This is a genomic window from Weissella thailandensis, assembly GCF_001932615.1.
GTDB classification, from domain to species: domain Bacteria; phylum Bacillota; class Bacilli; order Lactobacillales; family Lactobacillaceae; genus Weissella; species Weissella thailandensis.
Window position 1 is genome coordinate 833369 of the sequence record NZ_CP014332.1, and the last position, 12215, is coordinate 845583.

11 protein-coding genes and 1 pseudogene are annotated in these 12215 nt (G+C 39.7%); all 12 read left to right on the forward strand.

Annotated elements, in window-relative coordinates:
- Nucleotides 1-13: 13 nt before the first annotated feature.
- Nucleotides 14-439, forward strand: a pseudogene (locus tag FOL01_RS11510) (transposase); the annotation flags it as partial.
- 15 nt (nucleotides 440-454) lie between these two features.
- Nucleotides 455-1243, forward strand: coding sequence for an SGNH/GDSL hydrolase family protein (locus FOL01_RS04035; protein WP_307722223.1), 789 nt, complete (start codon nucleotides 455-457; stop codon nucleotides 1241-1243).
- A gap of 212 nt (nucleotides 1244-1455) precedes the next feature.
- Nucleotides 1456-2481 carry a heat-inducible transcriptional repressor HrcA gene (gene hrcA / locus FOL01_RS04040; protein WP_075269459.1) on the forward strand — a complete coding sequence of 342 codons (1026 nt, stop codon included), beginning with the start codon at nucleotides 1456-1458 and terminating at the stop codon, nucleotides 2479-2481.
- Nucleotides 2482-2500: 19 nt separating this feature from the next.
- Nucleotides 2501-3061 carry a nucleotide exchange factor GrpE gene (gene grpE, locus FOL01_RS04045; protein WP_075269460.1) on the forward strand — a complete coding sequence of 187 codons (561 nt, stop codon included), beginning with the start codon at nucleotides 2501-2503 and terminating at the stop codon, nucleotides 3059-3061.
- Nucleotides 3062-3116: 55 nt separating this feature from the next.
- Nucleotides 3117-4952 carry a molecular chaperone DnaK gene (gene dnaK, locus FOL01_RS04050; protein ID WP_075269461.1) on the forward strand — a complete coding sequence of 612 codons (1836 nt, stop codon included), beginning with the start codon at nucleotides 3117-3119 and terminating at the stop codon, nucleotides 4950-4952.
- 107 nt (nucleotides 4953-5059) lie between these two features.
- Nucleotides 5060-5986, forward strand: a complete 927-nt coding sequence (locus tag FOL01_RS04055) for a DnaJ C-terminal domain-containing protein (protein WP_075269462.1) — start codon at nucleotides 5060-5062, stop codon at nucleotides 5984-5986.
- 81 nt (nucleotides 5987-6067) lie between these two features.
- A complete protein-coding gene (locus tag FOL01_RS04060) occupies nucleotides 6068-6343 on the forward strand; it encodes a hypothetical protein (RefSeq protein ID WP_075269463.1) in 276 nt (91 codons plus the stop codon).
- A 15-nt stretch (nucleotides 6344-6358) separates the two neighbouring features.
- Nucleotides 6359-7099, forward strand: coding sequence for a hypothetical protein (locus FOL01_RS04065; RefSeq protein WP_075269464.1), 741 nt, complete (start codon nucleotides 6359-6361; stop codon nucleotides 7097-7099).
- A 144-nt stretch (nucleotides 7100-7243) separates the two neighbouring features.
- The gene (rnz, locus tag FOL01_RS04070) at nucleotides 7244-8224 is read left to right on the forward strand and encodes a ribonuclease Z (RefSeq protein WP_075269465.1); all 981 of its coding nucleotides are present in this window, start codon (nucleotides 7244-7246) and stop codon (nucleotides 8222-8224) included.
- 12 nt (nucleotides 8225-8236) lie between these two features.
- A complete protein-coding gene (gene recJ / locus FOL01_RS04075) occupies nucleotides 8237-10543 on the forward strand; it encodes a single-stranded-DNA-specific exonuclease RecJ (RefSeq protein ID WP_075269466.1) in 2307 nt (768 codons plus the stop codon).
- A 1-nt stretch (nucleotide 10544) separates the two neighbouring features.
- Nucleotides 10545-11063 carry an adenine phosphoribosyltransferase gene (locus tag FOL01_RS04080; protein ID WP_075269467.1) on the forward strand — a complete coding sequence of 173 codons (519 nt, stop codon included), beginning with the start codon at nucleotides 10545-10547 and terminating at the stop codon, nucleotides 11061-11063.
- 117 nt (nucleotides 11064-11180) lie between these two features.
- On the forward strand, nucleotides 11181-12215 hold the full coding sequence (locus FOL01_RS04085; RefSeq protein ID WP_075269468.1) for an acyltransferase family protein: 1035 nt from the start codon (nucleotides 11181-11183) through the stop codon (nucleotides 12213-12215).

Below are 12215 nucleotides of genomic sequence, written 5' to 3' on the forward strand. Positions count from 1 at the left end.
ATATTTTACGGCCTATATTGATGTTTATAGTGGTGAGATTCTCACTTGGAATATTGATCTTCATCCAACCGTTGATTTCGTTACGAAACCACTAGATGAACTATTAAATACTAGACCCAAATTAAATTACCGTTTAACAATCCACTCTGACCAGGGATTCCAGTATCAAAATTATGAATATGTCTCACGTTTGCAGAACAACCATGTGTTTCAAAGTATGAGTCGCAAAGCGACCTGTCTAGATAATGCTATGGCGGAGAGCTTCTTTCATCTCTTGAAGGTAGGAACTGTCCATAATAACCATTATCAAAACTATGACGAGCTGAAGTCTGCCGTCAATAATTATATCTATTACTACAACAATAAACGGATTAAAACAAAGCTGGCCGGAAAAACTCCGGTTCAATACCGAAGTCTTTCCGACCAGCTAGTTGCTTAAACTTCTCTCCAATTTTTGGGGTTCAGTTCACAATTACTTTATTTTCAGAATAAAAAAATTTGGATAGTTGGTGACTCGTTGATGGTCGGGTGGGATGGCACAAAGTTATTAAAAGAGAATTGCCCGAAATTTATTTCCCAAGTCAGCCACGCAAGAGTTAATAATGACTACTCTTTTTCTGGTGCGCAAATTAGTGGTAATCAACAGATGCGTACATTCGATCTAACCAATAACGTTTCGAAAATTATTCTGGATCCACAATTCCAGTCTGCAGATATTCTATTGTTGTCGTTAGGTGTTAATGATTTAAATTACAGTGATAATAATATTGGTTATGTGCAGCAACGACTGCAAACGAATATTATGCGATTACATTCAGCTAATTTAAATGTAAAAATTATGGGTTTATTGCCGTTTGAATCATATATGAAAGATAAAAGAAGTTATTATAGATTAGCAGAACTACGAATGGCTCTGACAGAAGTTTACCAATCTTTTGGCATACCGGTCTTGAATTGGCGACAGGCAGGATTTTCGTATGACTATTTTTCTATCAAAGATGGTGTTCATCCAAATAGTATGACTTACAAACTAATGAGCACTACTATTGTAAATTTTATGGTTTTAAACAGATCTGTCATGCCGCTGGATATATCAAATCAGTCATTATTTGTTTCGAATGGTTGGCAAACGAATGAACAAGGACAGCGACAGTATGCCAAAAACAATATTCTGTTGACCGATTGGCAAATAATCGATCAGACTGCTTACTATTTTGATCCAATTACTAAAGCGCTGAAATAAAAAATGGACAGATGGTGACAATCAACGTCTTTGTATAGGCACTGACAAAGTAGTAATAAGGCAACGGATACGCAAGATTTTGCGTAGTTCATTTTCTACAATTAGCACTTAATAATAAAGAGTGCTAAAAAGTGTTGACAAGTTAATATAAGGCGTGTACTATAATAACTGTTAGCACGAAGTAGTTGAGAGTGCTAAGAAAGGTGACGCGTATGTTAACGGAGAGACAGCGGCTAATATTAGCCACAATAATTCGCGATTACGCAAAAACCGGCAAAGCTGTTGGATCTAAAACACTGTTAAGTGAATTAGATCTAGCAGTCAGCTCAGCAACTGTGCGAAATGAAATGGCACTACTAGAGGAATTGGGCTTGCTACAAAAAGAGCACACTTCATCGGGTCGCGTGCCTTCACAACGGGGCTACCGCTATTATGTTGATGAATTAATGCATCAACATCATCTATCAAGAGTTGTTCAAAAATCATTAGAACGTGTATTTAATCGAAATTTCGAAGAGATTGACGATTTGATGCAGACGATGGTAGATGAGTTAGCGAGTCTGACAGGCTATACGGTTGTTGCCCTTAAACCTGAATCAGTTGATATTCGGCTTTCAGGGTTCCGCTTAGTACCCATAAATGGCCAGCAAATCATGGCTATTATTGTTACTAATGATGGACAAGTTACGAGTCAAAGTTTTAGATTACCAGAGGGGATGTCTATTAGAAATCTTGATGATATGGTTGATTATATTAATCGAACGTTAGTTAATCAGCCCATTGTCGAAGTGTTAAGGACATTAACTGGTGATTTACCTTGGCAAATGGAGCGAGTTATTCGTACACCAGTTGCATTTTTACAATTGTTTGGTGACGTATTAGCACGATCGATTCATGATAACGTGTTTATCGGTGGTTATTTAAATGTTCTTGACTTCACCGTTGATTCAAGCTTGCAAGATGTTAAGCAACTATACCAGTTACTTGATTCGGCGCAAGATATGAGACGGGTTGTTGGAACGGCTAATGATGGGGTGATCGTACAAATTGGTGATGAAAATGGTAATAATTTATTATCACCATATAGTCTTGTGTCAGCCACATATCGTGTTGCACAGTATGGTGTTGGTGCCATTGCTATTTTAGGGCCAACATCGATGCGCTATGCTGACATGGTTAGTTTGGTTGATGCGTTCCGCAGTGCTTTATCGCAACAGTTATTAGAATATTATCGTTAGTTAGAAAAGAGGTGTTGACATGTCAGAAGAAAAGAAGACTCCTGAAGAAGAAGTTGAGGTCGTCAATGAAGAAGCGGATGTTGACACTGAAGCTAAAGCTACTGAGGCTGAAGAGCCAAAGACAGAGGCAGACCAAATTTCTGAACTAGAGACAAAGGTTGCCGAAGCCGAAGACAGGTATCTACGTGCCGAAGCTGAGATGCGAAACATGCAATCTCGTTATGCGAAGGAACAAACACAAGCGGTTAAGTTTGCAAATCAAAAGTTAGCTGCTTCAGTTTTGCCAGCTGTAGATAACTTGGAGCGTGCGCTACAAGTTGAAGTCGAAGATGGTGCAGCTAAGCAAATTAAGGATGGGGTTGAGATGGTTTACAAAACGCTAATCTCAGCACTTGAAGAACATGATGTTAAGGCAGTTGGTGAAACTGGCGAAGCATTTGATCCGAACTTCCACCAAGCAATTCAATCAGTACCTGCAGATGATGATCATCCTGCCGATACAATTGCGACGGTTCTTCAAAAGGGTTATGTTTTAGCTGATCGAGTAATTCGACCAGCAATGGTAGCTGTTTATAATTAAACAACTAGTTATTAATTAATATATAAAAAATCTGATCAATAAGAGGTAAATTATTATGTCAAAGATCATTGGAATTGATTTAGGAACTACAAATTCTGCTGTTGCTGTTATGGAAGGTGGATCTCCAAAGATTATCACTAACCCAAACGGTGGTCGTACAACGCCATCAGCTGTTTCATTTAAGAACGGTGAGACACAAGTTGGTGACACTGCTAAGCGTCAAGCAATTACCAACCCAGACACTGTGTTGTCAATCAAGTCACACATGGGTGAAGCTGGTTACAAGGTAACGATTGATGGTAAGGATTACACACCACAAGAAATTTCAGCAATGATTCTACAATACATCAAGAAGTATGCTGAAGATTACTTAGGTGAGACAGTTGATAAGGCTGTTATTACTGTACCTGCATACTTTAACGATGCCCAACGTCAAGCTACTAAGGATGCTGGTAAGATTGCTGGTTTGCAAGTTGAACGTATCGTTAACGAGCCAACTGCTTCATCATTGGCATATGGTCTAGATAAGCTTGACCAAGACCAAAAGATTTTGGTTTACGATTTGGGTGGTGGAACATTTGATGTTTCTGTTCTTGAATTAGGTGATGGTGTGTTCGAAGTACTATCAACCAATGGTGATACACACCTTGGTGGTGACGACTTTGACCAAAAGGTTATTGATTGGTTAGCCGATGGCTTTAAGAAAGAAAACGGCATTGACTTAAAGAATGATAAATTAGCATTACAACGTTTGAAGGATGCTGCTGAAACTGCAAAGAAGACTTTGTCATCAGCTACTGAAGCTCAAATTGATTTGCCATTTATTACAGCTACTAACGAAGGCCCATTGCACTTGCAAACAACTTTGTCACGTGCTCAATTCAACCAATTGACAGCTGACCTGGTAAAGCGTGCTGAAGCACCTGTTCGTAGCGCTTTGAAGGATGCTGATCTTTCAATGGGTGACATTGATAAGGTTATCCTAAACGGTGGTTCAACTCGTATCCCAGCCGTTCAAGAGTCAGTTAAGGAGTTGACTGGTAAGGAACCAGATCACTCAATCAACCCTGATGAAGCTGTTGCTCTTGGTGCAGCTGTTCAAGGTGGTGTGATTACTGGTGACGTTAAGGACGTTGTTTTGCTTGATGTTACGCCATTATCATTGGGTATCGAAACAATGGGTGGTGTCTTCACAAAGTTGATTGATCGTAACACAACGATCCCAACATCAAAGTCACAAACATTCTCAACTGCTGCTGATAACCAACCAGCCGTTGATATCCATGTTTTGCAAGGTGAGCGTTCAATGGCTGCCGATAACAAGACATTGGGTCGTTTCCAATTAGCTGATATTCCTGCAGCTCCTCGTGGTGTACCACAGATCGAAGTTAAGTTCGACATTGACCGTAACGGTATTGTATCTGTTTCTGCTAAGGATTTGGGTACGAACAAGGAACAAAAGATTACCATCCAAAGTTCAGGTTCATTGTCAGAAGATGAAATTGAGCGTATGATGAATGACGCGAAGGCCAACGAAGAAGCTGACCAAAAGCGTAAGGAAGAAGCTGACTTGCGTAACGAAGTTGACCAATTGATTTTCCAATCAGAAAAGACATTGGAAGAAGCAGGCGACAAGTTGTCAGATGATGATAAGAAGCCAGTTGAAGACGGCGTTGCTGATTTGAAGGCAGCCAAGGAAGCTGACGACTTAGAAGATATGAAGGCAAAGAAGGAAGCTTTGGAGAAGGTTTCTCAAGAATTAGCCGTTAAATTGTATCAACAAGCACAACCAGAAGGAGGCAATGACGGAGCCGCACAAGACGGTCAATCAGGTAATGATGATACTGTTGATGGTGACTTTGAAGATGTCTCAGATGATGACAAAAAGTAAAAATTAACGATCTGATCTAAACAACCCTACGTTACGGATCATACGCCCTTGTGAGGATAGCAGCTCACGGGGCGATACATATTTAAATTTTTAGGAGGACTTGCCTCATGAATAATACTGAATTATATGAGCGTTTAGGTATTGATAAAAATGCCTCACAAGATGAAATTAAGAAAGCTTACCGTAAGTTATCTAAGAAATATCACCCCGATATTAACCATGAGGCAGGTGCCGAGGAAAAATATAAGGAAGTTCAAGAAGCTTATGAGACGCTAGGTGATGAGCAAAAACGTGCCATGTACGACCAATATGGTGCTACTGATGGCCAACCTGGTGGCGGCCAAGGTGGTTTCGGCGGCTTTGGCGGTTTCGGTGGCGGTAGTGCCCAATATGGTGACTTCTCTGACCTTGGTGATATCTTTAGCCAAATGTTTGGTGGTGGCTTCCAAAATCCAAATCGCCCTCGTAAAGGACAAGATTTACAATATCGTATGAACTTGACGTTCGAAGAGGCGGTCTTTGGTAAAGATACGACAATTTCGTACACTCGTTCTACTGATGATGGTAAGCAAGAAAGTAAAGAGTTGAAGGTTACTGTGCCAGCGGGAGTTGAAAATGGTCAACAAATGCGCTTATCTGGTCAAGGTGAAGCTGGCTTTAACGGCGGACCTTACGGTGATTTGTTTGTTGTATTCCATGTTGCACCATCTAAGGATGGTTTCGAGCGTGAAGGTGCTACGGTTTATTCACGAATGGGTATTGACTTTGCTACTGCAACATTGGGTGGTGAAATTTCCGTTAAAACAGTAAACGGTGAGGTTAAACTTAAGGTACCAGCTGGAACAGCAACGGAGACTAATTTCCGGTTGCGTGGTAAGGGTGCTCCTCACATGCGTAATAACAACAACAATGGTGATCACATCGTGACATTATATGTTGAAGTGCCAAAGAAATTGAACAAGGAGCAAAAGAAGGCCCTTGAAGCTTTCCGTGAGACAATGACTGGCGAGCATAAAAAAGGATTTTTCGGTTAATAAATAACCACAAGTGACCTTTGTTTAAGGTTGCTTGTTTTTTTATATGTCATAATATACTGATGGATAGGGGTGTGCGACATGCAATTAGGGGAATTAAAAGTATCAGTAAATGGTATGTCTTTAAGTCGTCCAATTGCAACCCGCCTATTTGTCCCTAATTTTGAATCAATTAGAATCGTTGGCAAAGATGGGCACTATTTGATTTTAGAAATAGATAAGAATCAAGTAACAACAGTCAGTGATTTACAGCAGTATCAAGATGATAACTTAGAAATAGTTGTTCGTGATCGTGATCAAGTGTTACACAAAATTTACGGCTACCGCATTATTCAAGATGTTATTGTGTTGGGCTGATTGAGGAAGGAAAGTATGCAAAGACGAATCGGATGGCTTTTAGCAACAATTATCGGCATCGTTGCCATTATTGTTGTCTTAGTATTATATCGTAGTAATGAGCAGCCTACCCGTGTTCGAACGATGGCTGAGGTAAACCTAAAACATAATAAACAACCTTTTGCAAAAAAAGGTAGTGATGATGGTAAGTATGAACCAACGAAAAAAGATTTAGCCAACAAAAACTTTGTCCAAACTGGGCAAATTAAAAAAGTCGGCCAATATCAGATTACCGAGAACGGTCTTGTTCAGAAGTGGGTCGATAGTAAAAAAGTAAATCAAACAATTACTAACGGTACGCTTGACTACAAGATTGAACAAATTAATGTCATCAAAAATACGGCTAGGACACAAAATGCTTTAGTATCTGCTAGACATACATTAAATGATCGAAATATTTCTGATAAGTTTACGACTTTGGTAATTAATTACCGAGTGACTAATAATAACGCAGTGACGGCTATAACACCGGGCATTACAGCGGTTAAGTACCCTGGTAGTACAACGATGTCAGCATTGAGTGGTATTTACAATGATGGTCAGTTAAATACGGCTGGTGTTGTGCCATATAGTACGGTTGTTACAACAACAACCGTTTTGGTACCGAAAAAGGACGTTGCGAACTTAAAGTCACTTAATGTGCAGTTTGCCACGGTAAAAGATTCTGCCGGTAACGAAATTGAAAAACCTTCTGCAGTTAATACAATTACGTTTTAACAAATTGAAACAGCTGTATTAAACCGTTGAAAAATGATAATATTATAAGTAGTATTGACCGTCGTTTTAGGCGGTTTTCTTTTTGAATAAGTTTGATACTTATCCATGAACAGACATTTAAAAAAAGATAAGGAGTTCCTAACTATGCAAATTGAGTTTCTGGGAACTGGCGCTGGTTCACCAGCACACTTTCGTAATGTAACTGGTATTGCGTTACGTTTACTTGAAGAAATTAATGAAGTATGGCTGTTTGACGTTGGTGAAGGAACCCAACGTCAAATGCTACGATCGACCATTCGTCCCCGCAAGGTAACAAAAATATTCATTACACACTTACATGGTGATCATATTTATGGCTTGCCAGGATTACTTTCGTCACGCTCATTTCAGGGTGGTGAAGATGAATTAACAATTTACGGTCCCAAAGGTATTCGACAGTTTGTTGAAGTTAGTTTACGTGTATCACAGACACGTCTAACTTATCCAATTAAATTCGTTGAATTATCAGAAACTGGTGGGGATGTTTTACAGACAGAGAAATTTACAGTGTCTGCATTACCACTAGATCACCGTATCACTTCGTTTGGTTACCGGGTAACTGAACATGCACATCCAGGTGAGCTATTAGTTGAACGCTTGCGAGAATTAAATGTACCCGCTGGTCCGTTGTACGGACAGTTAAAGCAGGGTAAAGATGTAACGTTGGCCGATGGGCGTACGATTCACGGTGCAGATGTTATTGGGGATCCACAACCAGGTCGTTGTGTCGCCATTATGGGTGATACTCGCAAAACAGATAATACGATGACCCTTGCAAGGAATGCCGATGTTTTGGTACATGAATCAACATATGGTAAGGGGGAAGGTAAGCAAGCCCGTAATCACTTCCATACAACGAGTGTACAAGCAGCCGCTATTGCTGATCAAGCGCAGGTGGGTCGATTGCTATTAACGCATATTTCGGCGCGCTATGCTGGTAAGGCTGCTAATGAATTGGCCTATCAAGCGCGAGCTATTTTTTCTAATACCCGTGTAGTCAATGATTTTGACGTTTTTGATGTGCCATTTGGTAAGCAAGGAAATACGAAACCGATGAAATTAACCATAACAAATGAGGTTGAGTAGCAAGGAGGCAGTATGATTAATTCACGTTATCAATGGCATTTTCCTGAGGTAAACAATCAAAAGGCAATTAAAACGCTCAGTGAAACATTCGGCATCACTGAATTGATTGCAAAGATTTTAGTTAATCGAGGTTATGATACCGTTGAAGCTGCGAATGCCTTTTTACGACCTGAGTTGTCAGGCCTACATGATCCATTTTTACTCCATGATATGGATAAAGCGATTGAACGGTTGATGCAAGCCATTGATAGTGGTCAAAAGATTATCGTCTATGGTGATTATGATGTCGATGGTATGACGAGTACGGCCATTATGACTTGGGCATTAGAGTTAATGGGCGCTAACGTTGATTATTTTGTGCCAAGTCGTTTTAGCGATGGCTATGGGCCTAACTTAGCTAATTATCAGAAGTTAGCTGCTGAAGGGATGCAGTTATTAGTGACTGTTGATAATGGGGTTTCAGGAAAAGACGAAATCGCTTGGTTAATGGCACAAGGTATTGATGTTATTGTCACTGACCATCATGAGTTGCCTGAAGAATTGCCAGTAGCGACAGCCATTGTCCATCCACGGCATCCAGAAGGTTCATATCCATTTGGTGGCCTTTCAGGAGCAGGCGTTGCTTTTAAAGTGGTGTCTGCCTTACTTGAAGAGCCTGCCGATGAGGTCTTAGACTTAGCTGCCTTAGGTACTGTTGCTGATGTCATGTCATTGACAGATGAAAATCGTATTATTGTTAAGCAAGGACTTGAAAGTCTAAAGTTAGACCCACGGCCAGGTGTGGCAGCATTACTAGCCGCTGCTGGTACTCAGTTATCGGATATTGATTCTTCAACAATTGGTTTTACAATTGCGCCTCGATTGAATGCACTCGGTCGATTAGAGAATGCAACAACTGGTGTCCAATTACTATTAATGGATGAGCTTGAAGAAGCAAAGCCTTTGGCTGATCATGTCAATGCTTTAAATCAGGAACGACAACAATTAGTCACAAAAATTACGACTGCTGCCCAAGAACAAGCGACGCAGCTAAGCGAAGATCCTGTCCTTGTGGTTGCTGGTGAAAACTGGCATGAAGGGGTATTAGGAATTGTTGCTAGTAAATTGGTCGAACAGACTGGTAAACCAACGATTGTCTTAAATGTGAATGGTGATGAGATGAAAGGTTCTGGTCGTTCAGTGGCTGCCTTTGATTTGTTTACGGCCCTAGACGGACATCGAGATATAATGACGACCTTTGGTGGCCACGCCAGTGCAGCGGGGATGACCGTACCAACCAATAATTTAACAGCTTTAAGAGCTGCTTTACATGATGAGGCAGCACAACAACAGTTAGCTACAGCGCAAAAAGCAGACATGCAAATCGCAACAACGGTAACAGCTGCCGACTTTACCAAGGAAAATTTTGATAATTTACAAGTATTAGCTCCATTTGGTGAAGGTAATCCAGAACCATTATTTATGTTGGACTTACGTGGTGTGAACCAAGTCAAGACCATGAGTGAGGGGAAGCACCTACGTTTTATTGCGCAGACAGATACTGATCAATTACCTGTCGTTGCCTTCGGCTGGGGGAACCAAGCTAGTGCACTTGCCGGTCATTTTTCTTCATTACAGATTGTTGGTACGATGAGCCAAAATTCGTATCGAGGAAATATATCATATCAATTAATGCTACGGGATATGTCAGCAAAAGGGGCGGCTATTTTAGATTGGCGAACAAGCCATCTGACTAAACAAACATTTAGTAAGCCAGTGACTTATGTCTTTTTCAAAGAAAAACATTTACAGCAGCTGGCAGCGTATGTTGATCCTGCAGCTCAGGCGTTGATGTGGCAAGATGCATTGCAAATGTCAAATATACAGACCATGGTACTAGTGGATTTGCCGGATTCATTAGATCAACTGCAAACTTTATTACAAACAAGTACACCTGGCCGACTTGCACCGATGTTTTATGTGCAATCACCAGTTTATCTCCAGAAAGTACCAAGTAAGCAAGTGTTCTCGAATGTCTATAAGTTTGTGCTTTCTTTCAAGGATATTAATTTGCAAACGCAATTTGATGCGATGGTTAAGCATCTGAAAATCTCTAATATGACACTAAAACTAATTTTAAAGGTGTTTTTAGAGGCAAAATTTGTTACAATTGACAATGGTGTTTTGAATGCTGTGCCAAATCCGACACCGATGAAGTTAACACAGACTCAGACGTTTCAGCGATTTATGGCTCAGCGAGATCTTGAACAACAATTAATTTACAGTACAACAGCTGAATTAGAAACTTTATTAATGAAATTAAGTAAGCAGGAGAGCTAGACTGATGTTGGATTTGAATGACTATATTGCCTCTATTCCGGATTTTCCAGAAAAGGGTATAATTTTCCGTGATATCACACCACTATGGGGAAATGCAGAAGCATATGCAGAGGCAACACATCGCATTGCGCATTTTGCAAAGATGCGTGATGTCAACGTTGTGGTTGGTCCAGAATCACGCGGCTTTTTAGTTGGGGCGCCAGTAGCTCATGAATTGGGAACTGGGATTGTCTTAGCTCGTAAGCCAGGCAAATTGCCACGGGAAACAGTTAGTGAAAAATATTCTCTAGAGTATGGTGAAGCTTCTTTGGAAATGCATAAAGATGCGATTAAACCAGGAGAGAAAGTCTTAATTACTGATGATTTACTTGCTACGGGTGGTACAATTGCTGCTACCATTAAGTTGGTTGAATCATTAGGTGGTGAAGTTGCAGGGCTAGCATTTATGATTGAATTGAATGACTTACATGGTCGTGAAAAGCTTGCAGGTTATGATATTTTGTCATTAATGGATTACTAAAATAAGAAAAATTTATGTTTGGTTTTTGGAATATAATTTATAATACTTTTAAGTAATTAAGGGAGCCGGGTTTATATTTATCCGACTCCTTTATGTTTCTATATGGGAGCATCTGGAATGGTGATGAATAGTAAAGATAAAGATAGAACGGTACAAATACTGGCAGGTTTGGCAATTATAATGTTGATTTTTATTAGCATTATCAATCCACAAGATCATAGTATTTTGTATAATTTTTTCACATGGTTAACTTGGCCAACAATTTTCTTTATTGCTGGTTATTATATCAATATTAATTTAAAAATTGGACAATCTATTGTCTTAGCGATTAAACGTTATTTAATACCGTATCTGGTGGTTGGTTTATTAATGATCGTTATTAATAAAGTAGTTCAGCTCCTGCAATTAAACACATGGATCAATGCACCATTCCCGGCAATGCGTACTGGGTTGAAGGCTCTCTTATATGGTAATGGCACACCTGTTACAACTATTTTCGGCTTTTTTGATACAGGAATTGGGTTACTTTGGTTACTAATGGCGTTGTTTGTCGGTACGATTTTAACGGTTCTTATTGCTAAAGTTAAAAAAGTGCCATTGGCAATTTTAATTGTTATTTTGTTAGCTGGTGTTGGGTTTTACCTTGCAACTTTCATTCAAATCCCTTGGTCACTAGAACCAGCATTTATTGCTTTGCCTTTTATGTTGTTTGGTCTTTATTATCATAGATTAGTTAATTGGTCAGCGGGTACTGCAACTATTTTGGCGGCATTGCTAGTCAATCTGACAATGTCAGCTTCAACAGGATTGACCATGGAAGTTGCCTACACACCATTTTGGATTTTGGGTACGTTAACTGCCTTGATCAGCTTGGCTGGATTAGTTGTGATAGCTAATAAACTTGTAAATAGTACTCTACTAGCTAAACTAGCAAACTTATTTATCAATATTGGTAGCTACTTTAGTTTAAGCCTCGCTGTGTTCATATTTATTAAAACAATGATACCGATGAATAATTACATTGGTCGTATATTACCTGCCGGAATGATTAGCTTTATCATTATCTGGTTACTCATGTTAATTATTAGCTTCGTCATTAAGCTCGGTATTGTTAAGACCGTAAATGTCGTTTGTGATCAAAAAGGTGATTGA

Bases quoted from the DNA above. Each gene is read 5' to 3' on its own strand.
- FOL01_RS04085 (WP_075269468.1), top strand. From the start codon at position 11,181: ATGGTGATGAATAGTAAAGATAAAGATAGAACGGTACAAATACTGGCA.
- rnz (WP_075269465.1), top strand. From the start codon at position 7,244: ATGCAAATTGAGTTTCTGGGAACTGGCGCTGGTTCACCAGCACACTTT.
- recJ (WP_075269466.1), top strand. From the start codon at position 8,237: ATGATTAATTCACGTTATCAATGGCATTTTCCTGAGGTAAACAATCAA.
- FOL01_RS04065 (WP_075269464.1), top strand. From the start codon at position 6,359: ATGCAAAGACGAATCGGATGGCTTTTAGCAACAATTATCGGCATCGTT.
- FOL01_RS04055 (WP_075269462.1), top strand. From the start codon at position 5,060: ATGAATAATACTGAATTATATGAGCGTTTAGGTATTGATAAAAATGCC.
- FOL01_RS04060 (WP_075269463.1), top strand. From the start codon at position 6,068: ATGCAATTAGGGGAATTAAAAGTATCAGTAAATGGTATGTCTTTAAGT.
- dnaK (WP_075269461.1), top strand. From the start codon at position 3,117: ATGTCAAAGATCATTGGAATTGATTTAGGAACTACAAATTCTGCTGTT.
- hrcA (WP_075269459.1), top strand. From the start codon at position 1,456: ATGTTAACGGAGAGACAGCGGCTAATATTAGCCACAATAATTCGCGAT.
- grpE (WP_075269460.1), top strand. From the start codon at position 2,501: ATGTCAGAAGAAAAGAAGACTCCTGAAGAAGAAGTTGAGGTCGTCAAT.